At 36.2% G+C, this 24,853-nt stretch carries 21 protein-coding genes, 1 tRNA gene and 2 pseudogenes; 9 read left to right on the top strand and 15 right to left on the bottom strand.

Annotated elements, in window-relative coordinates:
- Nucleotides 1-241 precede the first annotated feature (241 nt).
- The 5 genes from I6L50_RS12705 to I6L50_RS12685 all read right to left on the bottom strand — a co-directional run bounded on the left by I6L50_RS12705 (nt 242) and on the right by I6L50_RS12685 (nt 4,336).
- On the bottom strand, nt 242-1,090 hold the full coding sequence (locus I6L50_RS12705; protein WP_219301752.1) for a DUF4047 domain-containing protein: 849 nt from the start codon (nt 1,088-1,090) through the stop codon (nt 242-244).
- Between the two features lie 158 nt (nt 1,091-1,248).
- The gene (locus I6L50_RS12700) at nt 1,249-1,836 is read right to left on the bottom strand and encodes a CalY family protein (RefSeq protein ID WP_098499916.1); all 588 of its coding nucleotides are present in this window, start codon (nt 1,834-1,836) and stop codon (nt 1,249-1,251) included.
- Between the two features lie 64 nt (nt 1,837-1,900).
- Nucleotides 1,901-2,470, bottom strand: coding sequence for a signal peptidase I SipW (sipW, locus tag I6L50_RS12695; protein WP_219303694.1), 570 nt, complete (start codon nt 2,468-2,470; stop codon nt 1,901-1,903).
- Nucleotides 2,471-2,667: 197 nt separating this feature from the next.
- The gene (locus tag I6L50_RS12690; protein ID WP_219301751.1) at nt 2,668-3,954 is read right to left on the bottom strand and encodes a D-alanyl-D-alanine carboxypeptidase family protein; all 1,287 of its coding nucleotides are present in this window, start codon (nt 3,952-3,954) and stop codon (nt 2,668-2,670) included.
- 154 nt (nt 3,955-4,108) lie between these two features.
- On the bottom strand, nt 4,109-4,336 hold the full coding sequence (locus I6L50_RS12685; protein WP_002135051.1) for a hypothetical protein: 228 nt from the start codon (nt 4,334-4,336) through the stop codon (nt 4,109-4,111).
- A 283-nt stretch (nt 4,337-4,619) separates the two neighbouring features.
- On the opposite strand from I6L50_RS12685, the gene I6L50_RS12680 reads away from it, so the two are divergent.
- Nucleotides 4,620-4,844, top strand: a complete 225-nt coding sequence (locus tag I6L50_RS12680; RefSeq protein WP_002188839.1) for a hypothetical protein — start codon at nt 4,620-4,622, stop codon at nt 4,842-4,844.
- Between the two features lie 191 nt (nt 4,845-5,035).
- Nucleotides 5,036-5,108: transfer RNA gene (locus tag I6L50_RS12675), tRNA-Val, on the top strand.
- Between the two features lie 498 nt (nt 5,109-5,606).
- On the opposite strand, the gene I6L50_RS12670 is transcribed toward I6L50_RS12675, so the two are convergent.
- From I6L50_RS12670 to I6L50_RS12640, 7 genes and pseudogenes are all read right to left on the bottom strand, one after another.
- Nucleotides 5,607-6,260, bottom strand: coding sequence for a hypothetical protein (locus I6L50_RS12670; RefSeq protein WP_113937738.1), 654 nt, complete (start codon nt 6,258-6,260; stop codon nt 5,607-5,609).
- Between the two features lie 395 nt (nt 6,261-6,655).
- Nucleotides 6,656-7,252 (bottom strand): hypothetical protein, encoded by a 597-nt coding sequence (locus I6L50_RS12665; protein WP_219301750.1) that lies wholly within the window; start codon nt 7,250-7,252, stop codon nt 6,656-6,658.
- Between the two features lie 158 nt (nt 7,253-7,410).
- Nucleotides 7,411-7,956, bottom strand: coding sequence for a hypothetical protein (locus I6L50_RS12660; protein ID WP_219301749.1), 546 nt, complete (start codon nt 7,954-7,956; stop codon nt 7,411-7,413).
- A 49-nt stretch (nt 7,957-8,005) separates the two neighbouring features.
- A pseudogene (locus I6L50_RS12655) lies at nt 8,006-8,306 on the bottom strand (hypothetical protein).
- Between the two features lie 147 nt (nt 8,307-8,453).
- Nucleotides 8,454-8,636 carry a DUF3976 domain-containing protein gene (locus tag I6L50_RS12650; protein ID WP_002086895.1) on the bottom strand — a complete coding sequence of 61 codons (183 nt, stop codon included), beginning with the start codon at nt 8,634-8,636 and terminating at the stop codon, nt 8,454-8,456.
- A gap of 28 nt (nt 8,637-8,664) precedes the next feature.
- Nucleotides 8,665-9,042, bottom strand: coding sequence for a hypothetical protein (locus I6L50_RS12645; RefSeq protein WP_002140897.1), 378 nt, complete (start codon nt 9,040-9,042; stop codon nt 8,665-8,667).
- Nucleotides 9,043-9,044: 2 nt separating this feature from the next.
- The gene (locus I6L50_RS12640; RefSeq protein ID WP_000428506.1) at nt 9,045-9,254 is read right to left on the bottom strand and encodes a helix-turn-helix transcriptional regulator; all 210 of its coding nucleotides are present in this window, start codon (nt 9,252-9,254) and stop codon (nt 9,045-9,047) included.
- An 826-nt stretch (nt 9,255-10,080) separates the two neighbouring features.
- On the opposite strand from I6L50_RS12640, the gene odhA reads away from it, so the two are divergent.
- On the top strand, nt 10,081-12,948 hold the full coding sequence (gene odhA / locus I6L50_RS12635; protein WP_219301748.1) for a 2-oxoglutarate dehydrogenase E1 component: 2,868 nt from the start codon (nt 10,081-10,083) through the stop codon (nt 12,946-12,948).
- A gap of 129 nt (nt 12,949-13,077) precedes the next feature.
- Nucleotides 13,078-14,334, top strand: a complete 1,257-nt coding sequence (gene odhB, locus I6L50_RS12630) for a 2-oxoglutarate dehydrogenase complex dihydrolipoyllysine-residue succinyltransferase (RefSeq protein WP_219301747.1) — start codon at nt 13,078-13,080, stop codon at nt 14,332-14,334.
- A 53-nt stretch (nt 14,335-14,387) separates the two neighbouring features.
- Here the strand turns inward: odhB and I6L50_RS12625 are convergent.
- Nucleotides 14,388-15,857, bottom strand: a pseudogene (locus I6L50_RS12625) (RNA-guided endonuclease InsQ/TnpB family protein).
- Nucleotides 15,858-16,123: 266 nt separating this feature from the next.
- On the opposite strand from I6L50_RS12625, the gene I6L50_RS12620 reads away from it, so the two are divergent.
- From I6L50_RS12620 to I6L50_RS12605, 4 genes are all read left to right on the top strand, one after another.
- Nucleotides 16,124-18,043: a putative thiazole-containing bacteriocin maturation protein gene (locus I6L50_RS12620; RefSeq protein WP_219301746.1), complete on the top strand. Its 1,920-nt coding sequence runs from the start codon at nt 16,124-16,126 to the stop codon at nt 18,041-18,043.
- Nucleotides 18,040-19,989 (top strand): TOMM precursor leader peptide-binding protein, encoded by a 1,950-nt coding sequence (locus tag I6L50_RS12615; RefSeq protein ID WP_219301745.1) that lies wholly within the window; start codon nt 18,040-18,042, stop codon nt 19,987-19,989. The genes I6L50_RS12620 and I6L50_RS12615 overlap by 4 nt, the downstream gene beginning before the upstream one ends.
- 22 nt (nt 19,990-20,011) lie before the next feature.
- Entirely contained in the window at nt 20,012-21,574 is a 1,563-nt protein-coding gene (locus tag I6L50_RS12610; protein WP_219301744.1) for a SagB family peptide dehydrogenase, read from the top strand.
- A gap of 92 nt (nt 21,575-21,666) precedes the next feature.
- Nucleotides 21,667-22,257 carry a class I SAM-dependent methyltransferase gene (locus I6L50_RS12605; protein ID WP_219301743.1) on the top strand — a complete coding sequence of 197 codons (591 nt, stop codon included), beginning with the start codon at nt 21,667-21,669 and terminating at the stop codon, nt 22,255-22,257.
- A gap of 32 nt (nt 22,258-22,289) precedes the next feature.
- Here I6L50_RS12605 and I6L50_RS12600 read toward each other — a convergent pair whose 3' ends face one another.
- Entirely contained in the window at nt 22,290-22,700 is a 411-nt protein-coding gene (locus tag I6L50_RS12600) for a DUF3908 family protein (protein ID WP_002030461.1), read from the bottom strand.
- A gap of 159 nt (nt 22,701-22,859) precedes the next feature.
- Complete coding sequence (locus tag I6L50_RS12595; protein ID WP_219301742.1) at nt 22,860-24,194, bottom strand: FAD-dependent oxidoreductase; 1,335 nt, start codon at nt 24,192-24,194, stop codon at nt 22,860-22,862.
- 199 nt (nt 24,195-24,393) lie between these two features.
- Here I6L50_RS12595 and I6L50_RS12590 point away from each other — a divergent pair, with 199 nt between their 5' ends.
- Nucleotides 24,394-24,822, top strand: coding sequence for a hypothetical protein (locus tag I6L50_RS12590; protein ID WP_215587471.1), 429 nt, complete (start codon nt 24,394-24,396; stop codon nt 24,820-24,822).
- The last annotated feature ends 31 nt before the right edge of the window (nt 24,823-24,853 follow it).

Below are 24,853 nucleotides of genomic sequence, written 5' to 3'. Positions count from 1 at the left end.
TGAGAAATAAAGTGAAACTTTAATCAGTGTTTTTCTGTCCATCCCCACTGATCATTAACCTTCACCAAATAGCGTGCGGCCAACTAACTTCCTCGCATTCATTAAATTTCCAGGTGAAGACCTTATACCCACGAATAGTGAAATAAGAAAAACAAAGCAAATAGGTGAGTCGTAGGGCTCTCTCACCTATTTGTCTTATCATTGTATTTATTCCTTCCGAAATGCTGCTGTATTTTACTTACTATTCCTTCTGTTCTTCTTGTTTCTTACTTTCTTCTAACTTTTTCGCCTCTTCTTGCTTCTTACTCTCTTCTAGCTTTTTCGCTTCTTCTTGCTTCTTACTCTCTTCTAGCTTTTTCGCTTCTTCTTGTTTCTTACTCTCTTCTAGCTTTTTCGCTTCTTCTTGTTTCTTACTCTCTTCTAGCTTTTTCGCTTCTTCTTGTTTCTTACTCTCTTCTAACTTTTTCGCTTCTTCCTGTTTCTTACTCTCTTCTAGTTTTTTCGCTTCTTCTTGTTTCTTACTCTCTTCAAGGTTCTTTTGCTTTGTTGTTTCATCTACTAATAATTTCTCAAAAGCTTGAATTTGTTTATCAATCTCCTGTAAATTAACCTCTTTATCAACATACTCGCAGTGTTCTTTAACTATATGAAAACCAGCATTCACATACGAGAATACTTGCTTATTAGATTCACTTTTATCTCCAGTTAACTCTTCTTTCACTTTGTTATAAGGAGTTTCTATTGATACATATACTTTTTGTAATAGTTCTCTCTCAGCAGTTATTTTCTCACGCCCTTGCTTCCATGCAACAAGCACCTGTTCTAACTCTTGAGTGGAAGTGAAAGTTACTTTCGATTTCATCTCTTCATACTCATGCAAAATAACTTCCTTATGTTGCTTAGCTTGTTCTGTCAACTGATCAACTGTTTTTGGAAAAATACTTGCTGTCGAAATAGTAGCCTGCACTTTCGTCTCATGAATGAAAGTTGCCTCTGTATAAGTCATCATTTGAGAGCCTAAATAAAAAGTAATAGAGCACAAACATGGCAATATAAGCATCTTTTTGAATTTGCGAGGTGTCTTCAGCATTTTAATCTCTCCTATCGAACATCTCGTTCTTTATCAAGAACTATAACCTTATTATAATAAAGAGAATTACAAAATGATATAAAAATTATGTTTCTTTTTACATTTCTCTTTTAACACAAAAAGAGACTACCTTTGATAGTCTCTTTTTGTTGTCATTATTATTTCGTTTCACCATCGCCTTGCTGTGCATCAAACGTCCAAGTTAATTGTAACTTATCGCCTTGGAATTCATTTTGGTCTTTTTTATTATCAACGAATTCAAATTTCACTTTGAATTTATCAGATTTACCTGCAGAAATACCTTTTTCATCCCAGAACCAAGCAGCTAAATCATTATTTACTGCTGTAAGTGTATCACCCTTCAATTTATCTAATGTAGTTTCTTTCACAATCGTCTCATGCTTATCTACATTTTTTAAGAATGTTACTTTAATATGTTTACCAAAATCATCTTTATTATCTTTCTTCGTATCTTCTACATTATAGTCTGTTTTTAATAGAACCTTTTTAATATCTAAAGAGCCTTTATTTTCTAGTTTAAATTCTTTTTCAACTGTATCACCAGGTTTTAAATTCGATACATTAACAACTGTTGATGGATTTAATGATAAATCAAGCGTACCAGCCGCAAATGTATTATTTGACACTTCTTTATCGCTAAAGAATGCAAATGTTCCTCCACCAACTAATGCTGCTCCTAGTACTGCTGATGCGATACCCATTCCTAATTTTTTCTTTAAAGTCATGTCCATATCCCCTTAATATATATATATTTGTTAACTTCCTAAACGGAAAGTATAACCAAACGAACTAGACGGATTGTTCTACTTTTTTATCTTTCTTTTCTCCGTCAATGCTACGAATAGCACCAAAAATAGAAATTGCAGAATAGCCAAGTAAAAAGACTCCAGGAATAATGAGAAGTAATGCTGCTCCCGCTTTTGAACTCGCATAATTCAGTCCATAACCAACGTATGGAACTGTAATATCTGCATATTTTCCGATTACATTCTCTGCAAGTACTGGTGCTAAATCTGGTCCGTTGTTGTTATCACCTTTTGTTTCATACATTACTTTTCCATTTGTATCTTTCACACCGATAATACGGTGAGTGATAATTTTGTTATCTTTCTCTTTAAACGTAATAACGTCACCTTTTTTATATTTAGATCCATCTTTCGTAGGCTCTATCGCAATGATGGATCCTGTTAAAAATGTTGGTTCCATCGACCCTGAAAGAACGCTCTTAAATTGATATCCCATAACAGTCGGATCCCCGCCACTCGCTTTTGACGAAATAACCACAAAAGCTAAAAAAGCCATCAATGTAAATAAAACAAATGAGATAACGTTGCTAATAATCTTCCAAACGAATTTCATCATCTCTCTCCCTCTCTGTTGTTTTATATCATTTTGAAATTAATAACGCTCTAACTGTTCTTTAACAAGAACATAAACAAATAATATAACGAACAAATAAGAAATGCAAGGTGAAAATTTACAATTATTAGTTAAATCACTTTTGAAATGCATGCAAAAAAGACCGTGACAAAATCTCATCACGGTCTACTAGCAATTTATTTTTCTTCTGATTTCATCCCTTGGTTATTTCGGCGCAGCACTACATATAAAATCGCTCCAAATAATACAATCGCACCGATCCCAACACTTATCACTTTCACATTCGATACCTTTACTTCAGGTGCAACTGTATCTTTTTTAGGCATCGCAAAAGTAACATCTTCTTTTGAAAGAACATTTATCGTCGCAATTGTTTGATTATTCTTCGTAATATCAACTGCACCAACTATCTCACCACGATGGATTCCCTTATGATACAAAGAGTCTTTATCTAATGAAGCGGCTCGAAAAATAGTTTTCACATTTTTCCCTTCATCTTTCTTAAGCATAAGCTCAGCACTTTTTTCGAGCTCAGAATCAACATCTTTATTTAAATACGTTGTCTTTTGATGCCAACTATGTTTATCTAGTACAGTTTGCTTCGTAAATTGCCCAAAAGAATATTCAGCCATCTGCTTCAAATCTTCATAAATTTCAGGTCTTTGAGAAGCCATTACTACATTTATAATACGATTTCCATCCTTCTCATTTAATAAAACGAGTGTATTGCGCGCTTCATTTGTAAACCCTGTCTTACCACCAATGCTATATGGATTTTCAAAATAAGTAGACTTATTAAAAATAGAAACTGTTTGCGTAGATGTCGTAACCGTCGTTCTTTTCGTATTCATCGCTTGTAAAATTTCAGGATACTTTTGCACACCTCTCGTAATCATGGCCATATCATATGGCGTCGTATAATGATTTGGATCATGCAATCCATTTGGCGTTACAAAATGGCTATCTTTAGCCCCTAATTGCTTCGCCTTTTCATTCATCATATTAGCGAAATTTTCAACACTTCCTCCAATACGCTCCGCAATCGCATACGACACATCATTCGCACTTAGCACCATTAAAATCATAAGCGCAGTATTTCTATTCACCGTCTCACCAGGTTGAAACTCAATTTGATAATTACTCTTCTCTTGATCTAATGCTAATTGTGAAAACGTAAATTGATCCTCTGGCTTCGTATGCTCCATTAGTAAAATCGCCGTTAACACTTTCGTTATACTAGCAGGGAACGCACGATGATGTGCATTTTTGTCGTACAACATATCCCCTGTTTTCGCATCAATCGTAGTCGCAAACTGACTAAAAACATTCGGCCCTTCCGCAGGTGGAGGTGCCACTTGCTCCGGATTTACTCCAATATTCGTCTCAGCATATAACGTCATAGGTGTCAAAAAAAATAAACAAATAACCATAACAAAAACCGAAATTTTCTTAAAATTTACCATATGACTCTCCCTTTTCCCTTTACTTTCACATTCTATAAAATACCTCTACCAACCTATATGCAATTTGTATTAATTTGGAAGAATATTCACTTTTTTTACTATATCACACTTTTACGATTAGGAACATAAATATACAACAAAAAATAAGAAGGAATTACTCTTTCTTATCCTTCTCATCAATCAACGAATCTATTAACTTTTGCCCAGCTTCTTCGGGCGTAATCTCGTCCGTCATACCCATAAACGACCAACCTTTAGAATCGACCCACTCAACGAACTCTTGTAAAAACTCATCATGCGTCACATCCACATCAAGAATCGAACCATCAATCGAAATCGTTCTATTTCTAGACACACGCATCTTAAACGTTTTTCTTACCATTACAATTATTCTCCCTCTACTCCTGAATATTTATAAATATCTTGTACTTCTTTTATACATGATTTCTTGAAAATTGTAAAAAGGATATATTGGCCAATTTGCATATTAAAAATGAAAATCTCTTATTATATAACCCTCACACTACATTCATTTAGTTATAAATTACGGAATACATCCATATAAAAAAACAAACCAACTTACATTCTATCACACCAACTACACTTGACTTTAGTACAACCAAATAGAATATATTAGAAAACACTTTAAAATGAGGAGGAACTCCATGGCGCGTTGTACATATTGTAAAACGAAGTGGAAAGTAAAAGATGTATGGTCGATACTCGTAACATTTGAAAAAGATTGTCCGTATTGTTTCGGAAGACAATATCTATCAAAGAAAACATTGAACGCTATGCCAGAACTTATAAGCTTACCTTTACACTTCTTATTCCCTTTTCTTGTTGACTTAAGTGATGAAGGTCCTTTGGATTGGTATCGGAAATCATAATATAACCGGTTTATTCAAAATCCACTTTCAATTAAATGCTCTTCTTATATATTCCTTAATACACTACTAGCCTGATTCCAAATACTTTACCTTTAAAAGATTACCGCAAAAATATTGTAAAATTTCAGTTAATTATATATAATTGCTTTAGCATAATGATTAAAGATGCTATTATATATAGCATTTTTGAAGATCCCGTAGCTCAGCAGGGAGAGCGCCACCTTGACAGGGTGGAGGTCGTGAGTTCGAGCCTCTCCGGGGTCATATCGTAAAAATAGCGATCTACCAGTTGGTAGATCGCTATTTTTATATGGTAATTCAACCGCTTATGCCACTTTTTTCCTTAAGAGCCTTGATAATCGATCCAGTAGCGATTAAAAAAGAGTACCTGCGATAAAGAATGCTGAGCCAAGTACAAAGAACACTGTAAGTAGATTCGAGTTAATAGTGTAGTTATATGCGTCTCCCCCCACATAAACGTGTTTATTTAACTCACTGTATTCACTAGCCATATAATACCCTTCGATTTTGTCAATTCCCTTATATAGCAGTACCGCCGAATGTATATAAAAATTACCGCCCAAATTACCCATTTTTTCATGATTGTATTTACTCTTGTTGTCTATCTTATTATTTATTAATCTTATGAAGCCTACGCTACTCACAAAGATGACTGCACTTGTGGTCGATTCTCTTAGCTTTAGCTTCTTGTAATTGCTTTAGAAGGCTTTCTAACTCCTTCTTTCCAGTATTTCTTTAAACTTATTCAACTGGAATAAGTTTAACTTGCTCTGCTGTCTTGATAATATCACCACTACCAGCGAAGAAAGTATAATCGCCACGACCTACTGAACTATTACCCAGAATGGTATTTACTGTTGCTGAACCACTCTTGCTATCGAATACAACAAAGTTACTACCACGACCTACTGCCGTAGCCTTATAACGCCCCGCCGGAATATCTTTGCCCACGATGTATTCACCTGCACCTAACATTCTAGGCTCTTCCTGCTTAGCTTTAACGCCTTCTGTAAGCTTCTGTAGTTCACTATTCTTAGCTTGGATATCCCCATCTAATTTACCTACTTCACCCTTCTTAGTCTCTACATCTTTGCCCAACTTATCAACTTCTGATGTTAATTGATTCTTATTAGCTACTAGAGCCAAAGTTTCTTCTACTTCAACCTTTTTATCATCAAGCTTCTTTTGCTCTGCATCAATACCTTCTTTGACTTTGCTCTTCGTGTAACTTAATTCTTTCTCTTTTTCTTCTGCTTTCGCTTTTGCCCCTTCATATGTAACCTTTTCTTTCTCGATAGCAACCTTGGCTCCACTAGCACCAATCGAATATGAAATTACTAATCCAACGATTACTGCTAAAGTAATCCATAACTTCTTTGACTTTACAATTTTCATAATTTATTCCTCCAATTAAATTTATTATATTAATATATCATATATTTAATACATTTATAACTTACAAAATGCAAGATTTCTCGTCTACTATTCCATCTAACTTCTTTCCTATCTTGAATAGCTTTTATGACCAACCTTATACGCCATCTTTGTAGTAAGCCACTATCCCTCTATACTAAAAATTTTTGCTTTGTCTGGTTATTAACATCCTATAGTTAATATAAATATTGGAACATAGTATATACAAGCAAATAACCAACTAATAATTGCTCGTTATAAGCACATTTTTATAGATTGCATAAAAAAAGATGCCAGCAAATGCTGGCATCTTTTTGAACTACTTTCAAATTCTCACTCTAACGTTTTGTGAATATCGCTCTTTTACAAGAACTAAATCACTTCCCACCAAACATCTTCTCCAAAGACTTCGCATTGGCAAATAATACTTCTTTCAAGTTATCATCAGCAACGATTTTATAGTCGCCATCTTTGTTTTTCTTTAAGTTCAATGTAACTTCGCGAGTTGCCATTGCTGCATCTTTATCCGCTAAGTTTTTGACGATAGTTGATGTCATTGTTTTTTCGATTGCTTTTTCAGATTGTTCTTTGTCTTCGCTAAAAGCACTAGCAAAGGCCATTGGCATAACTTCTCCCACTGCTTTTGTTACAGCAACGGATAGATCAGCAGATGTAATTTTCACTTTCACTTCTGCTTTGTCATCCTTTTTCGATACTTCTTCTGGCTTTTTAAATTTAAAGTTTTTCGTAATTGCACTCAGCATTGCTTTTGCCTCAGCATCATCTGTTTTTTCATTTAGTTTATTAAATTCCTTGTCACTCTCAACAAATGTACGAGCCTTTTCTACATCACCTTTTTGTATCGCTGTTAAAAATTCTTCTGTAGTATCTTTCGGATTTGCACACCCTGCTAAAACACCTACTGTTAATCCTACTACCATCATTAACAGCAATAATTTCTGTATCTTTTTCACGTTCATTCTCCTCTTATCTTTTCTAGTAAGTCAGCATTATACAATAGTATGAAACTGACATTACAAACATTTTTTAGTATAGCATTTATATGATTTGTTTTCTATTCTTTCCCAAAAGATAAAGAGCCTTGTAGTATTTCTACAAGGCTCTTTATCTTTCAATCCGTATCCGTAGCGCAAATTAACCACATTTTATGCTCCTTACTATCTAACACCATCCAAGTATTATCCCATGCAACATCGTAAAACCATTCTGTCCAAGGGCTGTGGTTTTCGAACACTGTAATATCTTCATATCGATCTTGGAACATGTATTGGCATATATTAATCGCTAATTGCTTCGCCATTACTGGTCTCTCCGAAAAGCCTTTATATGCTCCTCCTCTTATAATTTGCAATGCGATACTCCCATCAAGCATTACCGCGCTATTATATTCAAATTGAAACTTATATTTTTCTGATGTATGTATTTTTAATTCCTCTAAGTTATTGATTATATCTAAAGAGTTGAAGACTTTTTTAAAAAAGTGCTCGTATCTATCTATTTCATAAGGTATTTCTTTGAAAAAATTTTCGTTATGTACTTTAAAACAGCTTATTACTGCTCCACCATTTAAGTTTTGTTTCTTAAATGTGTTTATAAGTTGCTCAATAGATGAGTCATTCGTTTCTATTTTTTCAAAAGTTCCTGCTTTCCATCTCATAACGCTCACTACTCTCTATTAAAAATTTGTTTCTTCATTATTATAGTACTTACTTTAACATCGGCCTCGCTACTCTATATTCTTCACTATTAGGTTCTTTTACGAGTATAGGTGGCCTTTCATCCTCTTCTTCTAAAATCATTTCAAATACTTCTGTTTTTTCTTCTAATATGCTGGATTCACTATCTTTAGTAGGCTTTTTGCCCAACTTCTTCTGCTTTTGCAGATTCATTCGTAACGTAGTATTCCTGGCCCTCCCCTACTAACATAGGTGGCACTTGTTCTCGTTTGTTACATATTATATAAGTAATACTAGCTATAAGTAGTAGACATACTCCTATAAAGAAGATAGCTTTTTTTCATATACTATTCCCCTTACCTATCATTTCATTGGATTATATAATACTCATTATAGATAGTAAATGGATTTTATGGTAATTTTTAGTTTTATTTTCAAAAAGAAAAACCTTACAAAAGTAAGGTTCCATTTTTAAATTCTATAGTGACTGATTTATTAAAACGATCATTACGATAATCGCTATAAACATAACAACTAAGCAGCCGATCATTTTATAAAATCCTCGTTTCGTTAACGTTCCGCCTTGAACGTCTTTACGAATAAATAAGAATACCGCTAAAAATAAAACAAGCCCCATGCCAAAAGCGTACATCATTTGCATATGTTAATCTTCCTTTCTCTTTTACATCTTAATATCTTTTCGATAAAACAACAAACGATATAAAAACTGTACTCATCGTAAGTGCCATAAGTATGTTCAATAGTTCAGTAGCAGATAGTGTAATTATTTTTAAGTTTAAGCCGAAAGAGAAAAGAAGATAATATGCGGTTAATGCAAAAAAGCTGAAGAACATTCCTTTATAACGAATAAGTTTCATTCGCTCATCTTTTTCTTTAAATTGCGGGTGTAAGTAACTTAAGCAAAAACACATAATCATCATCGCAAGCAATGTATACGTTGGAGCCGGTGGTGCAGAATGCGTCATTATACCTGTTAATATCATAAATCCACTCATAAATAGAAAAATAATTCCCATAATAACGAAGTACTTTTGTGAATAGTTCATCTTTATTCCCCCTCTTCTTTTCCTTCATAAATAAATACATGTTCTATCGTTGTCTGAAATGTTTTTGCTATTTCAAATGCTAACGGAAGTGATGGATCATATTTTCCCTTTTCAATTGAAATGATGGTTTGTCTGGAAACTCCAAGTTTCTCAGCCAATTTTTCTTGAGATAGTCCAAATTTTTTTCGGTATTCAACCATTTTATTTTCCAAGGAAATTTCTCCCTCCTCCCTTATACCGAGTATATATGTAAAGGAAACTTTACGTCAAGGTCCCTTTACATTCATTTCGTTTATTTTTCATTCTATTTATATAGAAGAAACTTTTTCAAATTCAGCACGTCTATTTTGAAATGAAACATGGAACAATGTATATAGCCGTTACTATATCTCCTCCCCGTTTTTATGAAAATTTAATATCTCCATATTTGTTTTATCCTTTTAAAATGTTTCATTCTGCTCTTTATCGGGTGAAATGCGCTATTGTTTTTACGTTGTTTTTCGCCATATTTATAGAAACTAACGGTTTATGAAGCATTTTTTATGTATAGCCACTTTTTTTGTAGAAATCCTTCATTTTCCTTTCGATATTTAACACTATCGAGATAAAGTTTATGGTAAATTCATAATTTTTTATTTTTTATACTATATTCCGTTATATTGTTGTATAATATCAATGAAAGCGCTTATTATTCCAATATACATAATTCGAACTAAACTTTATCGAAACATTCTGATAGTTATACTTATATTTAAATGCAACAATTATAGGTATTAATGTAGGTATACCAAATATATCCACCCCATTTTCCCGTGAAATTACTTTATAACATGAAAGATTAACTTGGGTGATAAGTTATTGTGAATGTTTTTTTACAAAACAGATAAGTAATAGTGTTTGGTATTATGTAAATTATTGTAATAACATAAGAGTAAAGAAAAACATTTACATTGATTATTGGTTCATCAATTATTGAAAAGAGCAAAATGCACCTTTTTGTATGGAAAAAGGATTATATGCATTGGGAGGTTTAAACAAATGACGAGGAAGAATACAACGACAAACCCTTGGGCCAAGTTCCATGGTCCGAACCTTGGTTATGTTATTGAACAGTATGATCTTTACGTAACTGGAGCAGGTTCTGTTGATCCGGAATTACAAGAGCTTTTTGAAATTTTTGGAGCTCCTTCGTTTCAAGATGATGTCGTAACAGGGGACAACACAGCAACACATTTTTCTCCTCAAAACACAGGGAACATTGAAAAGATTCTTAAAGTCGTTCAACTTGTTGAACAAATCCGTTCTTTCGGGCATACATTGGCTCACATTAATCCGATGGAAGATGCTGCAAACGGACAATCTCTTATCGAGAAAACAATGAACGAACTGAGCGATGCTGACTTGAAAGCGATCCCAGCAAAAACAGTATGGCAAGATGCACCAGAGGGTATTCACACTGCACTTGATGTAATTCATAGATTAAAAGACGTTTATACAAAATCTTTAGCTTATGAATTCTCACATATACAAGATAGTGAAGAACGCACGTGGTTGCATCAAATGGTGGAATCAAATTCATTGCGTCAACCATTATCAAATAAAAAACGAACTGCTCTTTTAAAACGTTTAACTGCTGTTGAAGGTTTCGAGCAATTCTTGCATAAAACATTCGTTGGTCAAAAACGTTTCTCTATAGAGGGCGTTGATATGCTTGTACCTGTACTAGATGAAATTGTTTCAGAAGGTGCTAAAGGCGGAGTAGAAGATGTCATGATTGGTATGGCTCACCGTGGTCGTCTAAGCGTACTCGCTCACGTATTAGAAAAGCCATATAATCACATGTTTGCAGAATTCAAACATGCAAAAATAGAAGGTGCAGTGGCAAATGCTGGCTGGACTGGCGACGTGAAATACCATTTAGGTAGAGAACAAGTCGTTGGTAATGAAGAAGTTAGCACTCGTGTTACATTAGCAAATAACCCGAGTCATCTTGAGTTCGTTAACCCTGTTGTTGAAGGTTTCGCACGTGCAGCTCAAGAGAATCGTAAAAAATCTGGTCTTCCAGAACAAGATACTACAAAATCATTCGTAATTTTAGTTCATGGTGATGCTGCATTCCCTGGTCAAGGTGTTGTGTCTGAGACCCTCAACTTAAGTAGATTGAATGCATACCAAACTGGCGGAACTATTCATGTTATCGCAAATAATGCAGTCGGCTTTACGACTGATAGCTATGATTCTCGTTCTACTAAATATTCAAGCGACCTTGCAAAAGGTTTCGATATTCCGATTGTTCACGTGAATGCTGATGATCCGGAAGCTTGTCTTGCTGCTGCAAACCTTGCGATCCAATATCGTACGCTGTTCAAAAAGGACTTCTTAATCGATTTAATCGGTTACCGCCGATATGGTCATAACGAAATGGATGATCCAGCAGTTACGCAACCACAAGTGTACAAAAAAATTAAAAATCACCCAACTGTAAGAGCAATTTATGCAGATCAATTACAATCTGCTGGCGTTCTGAATGCAGATGAGGTTGAAACAATTACTCAGTTTATACAAGAGGAATTAAAGGCTGAATACGCACAAGTGCCACCAGCTGATACGAGTGCTGCAACAATTCACGTTAAAGTTCCAGAGGTTGTTGCAAAAGGAATCCAGCCGATTGACACTGGTGTTTCAATTGAATCACTTCGTGCAATTAATGAAGGACTATTATCTTGGCCTGAAGGCTTTAACGTATATCCAAAAGTGAAGAAAATTCTTGAGCGCCGTAAAGATGCTCTTGAAGAGAACGGTAAAATTGAATGGGCACTTGCTGAATCGTTAGCATTCGCTTCTATTTTGCAAGAAGGTACGCCAATTCGTTTAACTGGTCAAGATTCACAGCGTGGTACATTCGCGCACCGTCATATCGTATTACACGATACTGATACAAACGAAACATATTCACCATTACACCGTTTACCGAACATTAACGCATCATTCTCTGTTCATAACAGTCCGTTATCAGAAGCTGCTGTTGTTGGTTACGAATATGGTTACAACGTATTTGCTCCAGAAACTCTTGTTATGTGGGAAGCTCAATACGGTGACTTCTCAAATACTGCGCAAGCATTATTTGATCAATATGTTTCAGCAGGAAGAGCGAAATGGGGTCAAAAATCTGGTTTAGTTCTTCTATTACCACACGGTTATGAAGGTCAAGGGCCAGAACACTCTAGTGCACGTCCAGAGCGTTTCTTACAATTAGCTGCTGAGAACAACTGGACAGTTGCAAACTTAACGAGCGCGGCACAATACTTCCATATTTTACGTCGTCAAGCATCTATCCTAGGAACAGAAGCTGTTCGACCGTTAGTGCTTATGACGCCAAAGAGTTTATTACGTCATCCACTTACGCTTTCAACTGCTAGTCAGTTAAGCGAAGGACGTTTCCAACCTGCTTTAGAACAAGAAAACCTTGGTACAAAGCCAAATAAAGTAAAACGTCTTGTTTTAAGTACAGGTAAAATGGCAATTGACTTAGCAGCAGAAATCGAAAGTGGTAAGCATGAGTACAGCCTAGATGAAGTTCATATGGTTCGTATCGAGCAGTTGTACCCATTCCCTGCTGAAAAAGTTCAATCTATTATTAAACGCTTTAAAAACTTAGAAGAAATCATTTGGGTTCAAGAAGAACCTCGTAATATGGGCGCATGGCATTACATGGCTCCAATTCTGTTCGAACTAGCTGGGGATAAAGTGAAAACAGGTTACATTGGACGCCCGGATCGTTCTAGCCCATCTGGTGGCGATCCATTCGCTCACAAAGCTGAGCAAGAATTAATCGTTGCACACGCTTTAGATGTGAAGTACAACTTCCGTCAAGATAAACAAGAAATTGAAGTTTTCAGCAACTGAAAGTAACAATGAGTTTTTCAGGCTTGGCTGTGGCAGATAGTCTGCCACAGCCAGGCTAACAAATGGAGATTACCGAGGATTAAAGAAGACAAAACACACCGTTAGGCAAATAAGGGGAGGACATTTAAAATGATCGAAATTAAAGTACCTGAGCTTGCAGAATCTATTTCAGAAGGAACTATTTCACAATGGCTTATCAACGTAGGCGACAAAGTTGAGAAAGGTGGCAGCGTTGTTGAGCTTGAGACTGACAAAGTTAATGTAGAAATCATTGCAGAGGATTCAGGTATTGTATCGAAGTTACTAGGCGAACCTGGGGATACAGTTGAAGTTGGCGCTACTATCGCAATTTTAGATGCAAACGGCGCAGCAGTTGCAGTAAGTACACCAGCACCACCTGCTGAGCAACCAAAACAAGAAACTACTGAAGCACCGAAAGCAGCAGCTCCAAGTGCTGAACAAAATAAAGCGTTGCAAGGTTTACCAAATACAAATCGTCCTATCGCATCACCAGCTGCTCGCAAAATGGCTCGTGAATTAGGAATCGATTTAAACGAAGTACGTAGCACAGATCCACTTGGACGTGTGAGACCACATGACGTACAAGCTCACGCTGCAGCGCCAAAAGAAGCACCAGCTGCTCCAAAACAAAGTCCGGCTCCAGTTGCAAAAACTGAATTTGAAAAACCAGTTGAGCGTGTGAAAATGTCCCGCCGCCGTCAAACAATTGCAAAACGTCTTGTAGAAGTTCAACAAACATCTGCAATGTTAACTACATTTAACGAAGTTGATATGAGTGCAATCATGGAATTACGTAAAGAACGCAAAGATGCTTTCGAGAAAAAACATGATGTACGTCTTGGCTTTATGTCATTCTTCACAAAAGCAGTTGTTGCAGCATTAAAACAGTTCCCATTATTAAATGCTGAAATTCAAGGCGATGAGCTTATCATTAAAAAATTCTATGATATCGGTATTGCAGTAGCAGCTCCAGATGGATTAGTTGTTCCAGTTGTACGCGATGCTAACCAATTGAACTTCGCTGAAATTGAAAGCGAGATTCGTAATTTAGGTCTGAAAGCACGCGATAATAAACTTTCATTAAAAGAGCTACAAGGTGGTACATTTACGATTACAAATGGTGGCGTGTTCGGTTCTCTAATGTCAACACCAATCCTAAATAGTCCACAAGTAGGTATTCTAGGGATGCATCAAATCCAAGTACGTCCAGTTGCAATTGATGCAGAGCGTATGGAAAACCGTCCAATGATGTACCTTGCACTATCTTACGATCACCGTATTGTTGATGGTAAAGAAGCAGTTAGCTTCCTTGTTGCTGTTAAAGATATGCTTGAAGATCCAAAATCATTATTATTAGAAGGTTGATGAACACTCCCCCACTTAGCAAAGCTTGAAGTGGGGGTTTCTAACGTTTCGACCTAACGGACGATTAACGTCAAGGGAGTTAACACATTAGCGAGCTGTTTCACGCCTAACCCCTCTATCCCATTTGTCCATGCATTTGGGATTACTTTTCGTAAAATGTTAGCCGCAGCATTTACATCTGCATTAATTAAAGTTTTATTTGCTGAACGATATATGCCGCGCTTTATTCGTTTTCCTGAAAAAGTTGTATTTTGGTCATTTTCTCCATACGTTGGAATGAAGTCGTTATCCAGAAAACTTGCTTTCGATGTATATGATTCTTCAGTTACAACAACTTGAATGCCTACAGCATTTGCTTTGTATGTAATCATTTGAATCAGTAAATTATGCGGGATATGACAAAACGATTGGTTATTTCTTTTTCCCATATTCGTTTCTTGTTTCCAACTTTTGTTTTGACCAATAACGATTTTACAAACTTCTTCTTCTTGAGCTAGTTTTACGATGTGGTGACTAACTTTATGGAAGACGTCTTTTATTTTCAAGTAACGTTTTTGATGAAGTTTTTCTATCCTTTTAGAAGTAAAAGGTCCTTCATTAGTTTGTTTTCCATTTCTAAGAATGCTTGTAAAATGACTCTTCATTTTGTTGTAATATTGATTTATGCTTTTGACATGTTTGCCCTTAACAAGGACAGGTTTCATACCTGTGTTTGTTACGATGGTTGCAAGGTTATCAATCCCTAAATCAATACTCATATAACGAGCATTCTCTTCAATAATTTGTTGTTCAGAAGGAACATCAATTACCAATTCCACTACATATTCATTGTATTTTGGAATCACACGAACTTGTTTCAGTTTACCTTCAGTGAAACCTAGTTTGCCAATATTTAATTGTAATTTCGTCTTTGGAAACTTTAAAAATCTACCGTTTTTAATGATGCAATCTTGGTTTGTATACAGAATCTCTTTTTCAGAAGAACGAATATACTTTGGGATCCTAGGCATTCCAGCATATTTGTTTGGATTCTTTTTATAGTCTTTTAAACTAGCAAAAAAAGATTTTCAATTTTGGAACAACCCTTTCATGATTGACTGGCTACATTGCGTAGGCAAAGCTCGATAATCATTTTGAATCATAGCCTTAAATAGTGCATCTAGAAAGTTGTAATCTACATAAGGTTTTTCAAAATTAGGTTCTGAAAACAAATTACATTTAATCTCTTTCTGTTCTTCTTTAGGCTTTAATTTCTCTTTTTCCAATTTCTTCTGATAGGCCAGGAGTTGTGTGTCATTCATCTTACCAATATTTTTATGAATATTATCCAGAACTTCTTTTTGCAAAGGCTGCAACTCTTTTTCTTGTGTTAATCCAGTGTACACCTGGCGTATATAAAAGTTTGTGGTGTTGTACATGTTCTTAGCGTTATGACAACATTCTTGAAAATAAGAATACATACGATGCCCTTTTTTAATCCAAATTTGAAGAGTTTTATAGTTTGATGGATTTTCCTTTGTCATTTTATTCACCTCCTTGTTAAGGATATTATAGCAAAAGAGAACGTATGCTTCCTCTCTTTTCTTGAAAATAAAATATTTCTTTCGATTCACCTCACCACCTTCGCTTACGTTTAGAGGTGGGAGTCCTCTCGAAAGGCATGATAGATTAATAATCTAATATATAAAGGTTGTAGAATACATCATTCTACAGCTTTTTTTGCGTTCATACGGGACAAATCACACTACATAGACTAACAATGTATGCCTAAAACGTAAGGGGGATAAACATGAATAACCTTCCAGTTCATGCAAAACTTAAAGCAAATAAGGATACTTTCTTCCTCCCCGATTCAAACGGGGGTGTTTACTTTCGAAATAACTCCAGTTCATTCCGTATGGATGGTGATGGAATTTATGACTGGATTGAGAAATTAATGCCTATGTTTAACGGTAATCATTCTTTGACAGAAATAACCGATGGTCTCCCTCTCCCCTATCAAAATCGTGTATTTGAAATTGGAGAGATTTTATATGAAAATGGTTTCATTCGTGATGTAAGCCAAGATGCTCCCCACGAATTAACCAGTGCATTACTCGACAGATATGCTTCGCAAATTGAGTTTTTAGAAGCTGATTCCCATTCAGGCGCTTTAAAATTCGAAACGTACCGCGCAGCAAATGTGCTTATAATTGGTTCTGGCGATATGCTTACTTCCCTAGTTTCTTCTTTATTAGAATCTGGTTTACCTACATTCCATTATCTTGTTACAGATCGTGCTGAAACAAACTACGATCGAATTCACGAACTAAGCGAACGTGCATATGCAAATGATGACAATGTACTTATTCAAGAAATAGATATTACAATTGATCGCCCTTTACATGAAGTATTCGAGCCTTTCGACTGGATTTTATACGTTTCCCAAAATGGAGATATTGAAAGTTTAAGAGCAATCCATACTATTTGTAGAGAGTTTAAGAAAAATTTCATACCAGCTATTTGCTTATCAAGAATTGGTTTAGCTGGACCCGTCGTAACCGTAGACCGTGAAGAATGCTGGGAATCAGCTTGGCATCGTCTACACGAAACTACTTTACAAAGTGAAAATCCACCTGAACCTTTCTCACCAATTGCATCTGCAATGTTAGCAAATGTTATCGTTTTCGAGTTATTTAAACATGTCGCTGAAGATTCACATAGGCAGCATAATCCTCAATTCTTTTTATTAAACTTGGAAACACTTGAAGGAAAGTGGCACCCTTTCATAAAACATCTTCTCGCAACCGATGAAATCTTTACAATTGATACGGTGCAAAATCTTCAAGAAAACCTTGCCCAACGTTCCGGACAATATACTTCAACTGAACTTTTTCGTTTTTTTGATACGTTAACTTCTAAAGAAGCTGGCATATTCCACATGTGGGATGAACAAGATTTACACCAATTGCCTTTATCACAGTGCAATATTCAAGTTGCAAATCCATTATCAGACGGACCTACCTCTCCCCTTCCTACTATAACTTGCGGTGGATTAACTCATAATGAAGCACGCCGCGAAGCTGGTTTAACAGGAGTTGAAACATATGTAGCTGAAATGATTCATCGTCTTATCCCCGAACATACTGATATCGGTATTGGTGCTGGGGAAACGATGACAGAAGGTGTATACCGAGCACTCCAAAAACATTTAAATAATAAGCTATATGAACGCCAATCACATATGTTAGAAGAGATTACAGAGCTTTATTTAACCGAAATTCATGATAAACATTGTAGGTTTTACTACGATGCTCTCTCTACAATTCATGAAATACCTAAAGTAGGAATGAGTGAGGAGTTACTTGGTTTTCCTGTCGTTTGGATCGGTATTAATGATAGATGGTATGGTGCGGCAAATATTAATATAACACTCGCACTAAGAAATGCTCTGCAACAAGCACTCCTTCATATTCAAAATGAAGAGATTCCTTATAAAGCTAATATGTTACCGGAATCATCCATTGTTTTATATAGCACGGATTCTGTTAGAGTAGCAATACAAGAAGAGGAAGAAATTCCAGGCGTACAGTCTTTACAAGTTGCTTTGCAAAATTTAGCGGAAAACAACTTGTATCCATTCGTTTTTGATTTAGCTATTGAGTCATTTTTAAGAGACAGCTTAGACGGTGTATATGGAGTATTAATTGCAAAGGAGGATGACCAATGACTCAAAACATACTACTTATAGGAGATGGCCTACTCACAGACTATGTACATGAGCAATTGTGTAAGCAATATTCACTCATCCGCCAGCATACAATTACAGAAGCTCTTCCTGAAAACATTCATCTTGCTCTCGTTTTACATGACGGGTCTCCTTCTTCCGTACATCATGATGCTGAGCTTATCTTTCGCTCAAATAATATTCCGTGGCTTCGCGCGTTTACTTCGTTTGGTGAAGGTATTATCGGTCCTTACGTGAAGCCTCTTACAACTGGATGTTCCCACTGCGCTGATGGACGCCGGTTTATAGCTGGCTTTGATCAAAGAGAAATGTGGGAACTACAACGAAAATATGCATTAAAAGCAGAGAACGTGACGAGGCGTGATGTACGCGCCACCCAAAATGGAATGTTACAAATGTGCCAGCTCATTCATGCTGAAACAGAGAAAATATTAGCTCATGGATATTCTTCTTTAGAAAACGAACTCATTTTACTGGACTTACAAACGTTACAATGTACCCGGAATTCATTTCTTCCAGACCCTCTCTGTCCGGTATGCAGCAATTTGCCTGACGATACAGCAGATGCAGCGCAAATTTCTTTACAACCAAGTTTGAAAACGAGTACTGAAACGTATCGCTGTCGTTCCATTCATGAGCTAAACACATTTTTAACGAGAGACTATTTAGATTACCGGACTGGTATTTTAAACGGCCAAATGCAACATTCTTTATTACCGTTTGCTGATGTCATTATAAACATGCCGTTACTGTTTGGAAATGAAGGTGTCGCGGGCCGGACTCATTCATTTTCACTTAGTGAAGCAACCGCTATTTTAGAAGGATTAGAACGCTATTGCGGTATGTCGCCTCGTGGAAAAAAAACAAATGTACATGGCAGTTTTCGTGAGCTAGAAGATGTTGCACTGAATCCCCTCACACTTGGTGTACATACAAATGAACATTACAATCGTGATAGTTTTCCATTTAAGCCGTTTGATCCTGATTATGAGCAAAACTGGGTATGGGGATATTCTTTATTACAAAGCAGGCCCCTTCTAGTTCCAGAATCAATCGCTTATTATAGCCTTGGTCATAGAGATGCTTTCGTGTATGAAACATCAAATGGATGTGCCATTGGTGGTAGTTTAGAAGAAGCAATTTTTCACGGCATTTTAGAAATTGTAGAGCGTGACGCCTTTTTGCTCACTTGGTATGCCGAATTACCTCTTCCCCGTCTCGATCTTAGTTCAGCCAATGATACTGAATTGCAATTAATGATTGAACGCTTACGCACAATTACTGGATATGAATTATACGTTTTCAACGCGACGATGGAACATGGTATTCCGAGCATATGGGTCATTGCGAAAAATACAAGGCAAGATGGTATGAATCTCGTCTGTGCTGGCGGCGCACATATGGAACCAATTCGAGCTGTAAAAAATGCAATTCATGAAATAGCGGGCATGTTACTTATAACAGATGAAGAGCTTGAACAAAAAAGAGAGAAATATGAAAACTGTTTACAAGATCCATATCTTGTTTCGCAAATGGAAGACCATAGTATGCTGTATGGATTGAAAGAAGCGGAAGAACGTCTTCACTTCCTTTTACGTGAAGATGCTCCGGTGCAAACGTTCCAAGAAATGAATGCATTACAATCATTTGATATGGATTTAACATCTGATCTTCATCAACTTTTAAACAGGTTACATCAATCTGGACTTGAAGTAATTGTTGTAGATCAAACGGTCCCCCTTATAGAAAAGAACGGCTTACATTGTGTAAAAGTAATTATTCCAGGCATGTTACCGATGACGTTTGGTCACCATCTCACTCGGGTTACAGGACTGGATAGAGTGTATACCGTACCGATGACACTTGGATATTGGGCTGAGCCTTTAACGAATGAAAGTTTAAATCCACATCCGCATCCGTTTCCATAATTCATAGTGAGGGGGAAATTTGATGCAACCTGATACTTTTTTACATCATCTCCATTTTTCTATTAATGAAATTATGTCGTCCGATAAAGAGATTAACTGGGAAGACGCACCACTTCCTTATAAATTATATCGAAATTTACCAGTCATCCCTCTCTCTTTAAAAATCCCATTAACTTCGCGAAATTCTTCTACTAAACCTAACTTAGAGGAAATCGGTCATTATCTTTGGTACTCATTTGGTTTAACACAATTATGTCAGCCTACTACTAACCTAGAAAATAATAAAACAACGACTCTATTCCGAAGATTCATCCCTTCTGGGGGTGCTTTATATCCAAATGAATTATATATGTATTTAAAAATTGATCATTATCCAGACGGCATTTACCATTACGACGCCGCGCACCACCGTCTTATCTTACTTCGTGAAGGAAATTTCGATTCTTATCTTACAGAAGCACTCGGCAATCGTTGTAACATACATTCTTGTTTTGGTGCTGCATTTGTATCCACTATGTTTTGGAAAAACTTCTTTAAATACAATAACTTTTCGTATCGTCTGCAAGGATTAGATAGTGGTGTTCTCATCGGTCAATTACTTGAATGCGCAAAACAATTCGGTTATACAAATGGTGTATATTTTCAATTTCTAGACCGGGCAATGAATCATTTCCTTGGACTGTCAGAAGGTGAAGAAAGTGTGTATGCTGTTATTCCTTTAAGTACAGAACCGAATACAGATTGGTTTCATGATGATCATCGTAAAAATAAAACCATTACTTCTCATGACTTGTTGCAGCAAATCCCGCCGTTAACACATGAGCATTTCGTTCGTTCAAAACATGTAGATGACTATCCGATGATAAAAAAAATAAACGCGTCATCTATGATTGAATCAACAGAACACTTCCAAACATTTACCTGTGAAGAACGACAACAATATAGTGCACACGCTATGCAGCTACCTAAAGTGGAACGTTTATCATATGATTTTTTACAACTTTGTAAAAAACGATATTCACCTGATTCTGACTTCATTTTAACGAAATGGGATGCAGCCGAGCTCGCTACTTTACTACAAGAAGCGAGCCTCTCCTTCCCTTATTACAACGACCTTGATGGCAAATATTTAAATGAAAACGCACGAGTCTCACTATATGGATGTTTTTATAACGTAAAAGACATAGAAAACGGCGCTTACGCTTATAACAGTAGGACACATTCCATACAGCCACTTCGGTACGGAGACCTTCGTTATTCTCTGCAATCTAGTATGACGATGGATAACGTAAACCTTTTTCAAGTACCACTTTGTCTACATGTAATCGGAAATAAAGATTACTATAAAAATAAATTAGGTTATAGAGGATATCGCATTCATCAAATGGAAGCTGGCATGCTCGTTCATAAACTCGTTTTAGCTGCGACCGCTATGGGGATGGGCGGGCATCCGTTACTAAGTTTTGATACAAATTCATGCGATCAATTGTACGGGATTGATGCCGGAAATGAAACTTCACTCATTCAAATTCCTGTTGGGGCTTACAGGGCGCGAAATTGGCTAAAAGGGTCCTTGCATAATTAGAAGTACGCCGATTAATGGCGTGCTTTTTTTAAAGGAGTTAAATTATTAAAAGCGAAATAAATACATATTCTTATATAAAAGGAGAGTTTGAATTGAGTATTTTACAAAGATTAATCGAGCAAGCGAAAAATCCTCGCGGGACAATTGGTTCCTCTATGCTTTGCATTATGAATGCTGCGCATACGAGACTAACAAATTGGGCTTTACAAAAAATACATATACGTGAAAATGCAGTTATTTTAGATATTGGTTGTGGGGGTGGTAAAACCATACAGACTCTTTCAAAACGAACTCCGCTCGGGAAAATATACGGGATCGACTACTCCAATCAAGCTGTTGAAAACTCAAAGAAAGCAAATATGAAGGATGTCAAAGCAGCGAAAGTAATTATTCATCAAGCAAGCGTCTCCTCTATTCCATATCATCCGGACTTCTTTGATCTCATTACCGCTTTTCAAACCCACTACTTTTGGCCCGATTTTGAACACGATATGAAAGAAGTATTTCGCGTCTTAAAACCGAATGGATCCTTTTTACTAGTTGCTGAAACTTTCAAAATCCAATATCATATGGATAAATTTAAGACGACCGAAGAATTAGTAAACCTTTTTTATAAGACGGGATTTACAAACGTGAAATGTTACGAAGAAAGAGGATGCCTTTGTTTAATAGGAAATAAGTAAAAAAGCAGACCTTTCAAGGCCTGCCTTTTTTACTAGATTACTTTAAAAATACTCTTAATTTGTCTTGCAAATAACCAGTTTTTCGTACCGTAGTTATCATTTAGACTATCTAAATTAATAGCTTTCCCGTTAGAAAACTTAAGTTCTAACGTTGTATTTTTGTCATTTGTTTTTAAGTTGCTATTTGTAATGTCATCATACTTTAATTTTTCAATCTCAATATACTCTTCCTTCTCTTCTCCGATAACGACGTGATCTTGGAAGAAGAAGAATACTTCTACTTTCTTACCGAAACAAAATACGTTTTTCGTATAAATTAATGTCGCGTTATCAAGTCCGACACATACTTCTTTCATCTCTTCAACAACGTTTCCTAAGTCTTCTTCGTTTCTTGCATTTGATTCAGCAATCCATTCTTCGATTGTATTCATGTTAATTGCCATACTGTGCCCCCTGGTTCGTTCATTGCTTTATTAAAAAATAAATACTATATGACAATATAAGCGATACGCACTATGTTTTCAAGGGTGAACGGTATATTCACAATAAAGTGAAACTTTATTTATTCCCCTTTCACAAAAAAAATAGCACTTAAAAAAGTGCTATTCCGCTCTCCTTGCTGCTTGTTGAATTGGATCCCAAACGCTGTTATATGGTGGTGCGTAACTTAAGTCGACATCTTCTAAATCGTGAATACTCATTTTATTGAAAAGTGCCATTGCGATAACATCAATACGTTTATCTACACCTTCTTCTCCAATTACTTGTCCGCCTAATAATTGTTTCGTATCGGCGTGATATAGTAATTTCAAGTGAAGTGGCGAAGCACTCGGGTAATAGCCTGCCATATTTGTTGAATCTACTTTGACCGTCTTATACGGGATGTTTAGCCCTTTTGCTTCTTTTTCATTTAAGCCTGTTCTTGCGAGCGTCAAATCCATAAATTTAATAATGCCTGTACCTAACGTACCTTTAAATGCTCTTCGTTTATCAACCATATTGAGTCCGGCAAGTCGCCCTTGTTTATTCGCAGTCGTTCCAAGCGGGATATGATCATGCATTTCCTTTATAACATGGTAATGCGTTGCACAATCACCAGCAGCGTATACGTCTTTCACATTCGTTTGCATATAAGCATTTACTTCAATTGCACCTTTATGGTTTTTACGTATATTTGTCCCCTCAAGAAAATCAGTATTTGACTGTACACCGACAGATACTAAAACGAGATCTGTTTTATACGTACCTTTATCTGTTTCAATTTGTTCCACTCTCTCTTTTCCTTTAAACGCTTTTACATTTTCATTTGTTAAAATTTCAATATTATGTTTATCTGCTTCTTTATGTATATGTTCCGCCATATCGGCATCATAAATTGTGCCAATATGATCGTTTCGCTCAATCATTCTTACTTTCTTACCAAGTTCGACGAATGTTTCTGCCATCTCTAGTCCAATTGCACCGCCGCCAATAATAGTTACAGCCTCAACTTTATTCGTTTCTAGCGTTTTTAATATGCGCTCAGCATCCGGAATTGTTTTTAAAAGATGAACGCCTTGCAAATCTCGCCCTTCCCATTCTGGCATAACAGGACGCACTCCAGTCGCAATTAATAAACGGTCATACGGAAATTCAAAAACATCTTTCGTCTCCGTATGCTCTGCGTACACCATTTTCTTTTCCGTATCTATTTTCGTTACTTCATGACGTACTTTCGCATCAATTCCATATTTATCACGAAACGTCTTTACATCGCGTGCAATTAACTTTTCAGTAGAAGCAATAACACCACTAATCACATACGGTAATCCGCACTGAGCGTATGAATAGATTTCACCTTTTTCTAACGTTACAACATTTGCCGTTTCATCGTTTCTAACAATTTGCATTGCTGCACTCATACCTGCTGCATCTCCGCCAATAATGACATAGTTCACTTTACCACTCCTTCTTTTTTACATACTCTTTACGATTTCCATATTTTATAGAAATAACACCTACTTCCATTGTAAAGAAAGAGAATTCTATCTACAAATTTGGTGCACAAACCTATGCATGAATAGGTATCCGTCGTGTCTTATAAACAAGATGTTTAATATGCTATAACAGCAACTATTGAAAGTAGGTGAAATATACATGTGCGCCGGCCTTCTCGTCCAGCTTCCAGAGGAACCGATAGAACCGAGACCCGCCCTCCCGCTTGAACAAGAGTTTACCGTTAGTGTAACTTTATACAGTGCACGTGCTTGGTTATCTGATAATGACACTTTCTCACAAACTATTTGGAAATCGACTCGCTTTGCTTCTGCCTCACACGCTCGCAAATCCATCTTCCCAGTTGGTACTGTTAAAATTGTGAACTTTTCTGAGGATACAATAACGGTTACTATATCATCAGAATCAGATGATGCACTCAAAATAGTCGTTCCCCCTCGTTCTGAAGCTGCTTTAACGTCTAGTTCTTTATCTGATGTGCAAGCAAGTACATCAGGAGGAGCAAGTAAAGTCACATTCCTCTTTCACATCTTTTTCTCAAGGGATCCTGGTCCAGCTAAACAACCATAGAAAAGGTACAGTAATATACACTGTACCTTTT

Source organism: Bacillus sp. FDAARGOS_1420 (genome assembly GCF_019344915.1).
Taxonomy (GTDB): Bacteria; Bacillota; Bacilli; order Bacillales; family Bacillaceae_G; genus Bacillus_A; species Bacillus_A mycoides.
This window is presented reverse-complemented; position numbering and strand designations above follow the sequence as displayed.

Coding starts and splice junctions, on each gene's coding strand:
- odhA (WP_219301748.1), top strand. CDS start 10,081: ATGACGAGGAAGAATACAACGACAAACCCTTGGGCCAAGTTCCATGGT.
- I6L50_RS12610 (WP_219301744.1), top strand. CDS start 20,012: ATGCAACCTGATACTTTTTTACATCATCTCCATTTTTCTATTAATGAA.
- I6L50_RS12620 (WP_219301746.1), top strand. CDS start 16,124: ATGAATAACCTTCCAGTTCATGCAAAACTTAAAGCAAATAAGGATACT.
- I6L50_RS12700 (WP_098499916.1), bottom strand. CDS start 1,836: ATGACTTTAAAGAAAAAATTAGGAATGGGTATCGCATCAGCAGTACTA.
- I6L50_RS12680 (WP_002188839.1), top strand. CDS start 4,620: ATGGCGCGTTGTACATATTGTAAAACGAAGTGGAAAGTAAAAGATGTA.
- I6L50_RS12685 (WP_002135051.1), bottom strand. CDS start 4,336: ATGGTAAGAAAAACGTTTAAGATGCGTGTGTCTAGAAATAGAACGATT.
- I6L50_RS12645 (WP_002140897.1), bottom strand. CDS start 9,042: ATGAACTATTCACAAAAGTACTTCGTTATTATGGGAATTATTTTTCTA.
- I6L50_RS12670 (WP_113937738.1), bottom strand. CDS start 6,260: ATGAAAATTGTAAAGTCAAAGAAGTTATGGATTACTTTAGCAGTAATC.
- I6L50_RS12600 (WP_002030461.1), bottom strand. CDS start 22,700: ATGGCAATTAACATGAATACAATCGAAGAATGGATTGCTGAATCAAAT.
- sipW (WP_219303694.1), bottom strand. CDS start 2,470: ATGAAATTCGTTTGGAAGATTATTAGCAACGTTATCTCATTTGTTTTA.
- odhB (WP_219301747.1), top strand. CDS start 13,078: ATGATCGAAATTAAAGTACCTGAGCTTGCAGAATCTATTTCAGAAGGA.
- I6L50_RS12660 (WP_219301749.1), bottom strand. CDS start 7,956: ATGAGATGGAAAGCAGGAACTTTTGAAAAAATAGAAACGAATGACTCA.
- I6L50_RS12650 (WP_002086895.1), bottom strand. CDS start 8,636: ATGCAAATGATGTACGCTTTTGGCATGGGGCTTGTTTTATTTTTAGCG.
- I6L50_RS12705 (WP_219301752.1), bottom strand. CDS start 1,090: ATGCTGAAGACACCTCGCAAATTCAAAAAGATGCTTATATTGCCATGT.
- I6L50_RS12690 (WP_219301751.1), bottom strand. CDS start 3,954: ATGGTAAATTTTAAGAAAATTTCGGTTTTTGTTATGGTTATTTGTTTA.
- I6L50_RS12590 (WP_215587471.1), top strand. CDS start 24,394: ATGTGCGCCGGCCTTCTCGTCCAGCTTCCAGAGGAACCGATAGAACCG.
- I6L50_RS12615 (WP_219301745.1), top strand. CDS start 18,040: ATGACTCAAAACATACTACTTATAGGAGATGGCCTACTCACAGACTAT.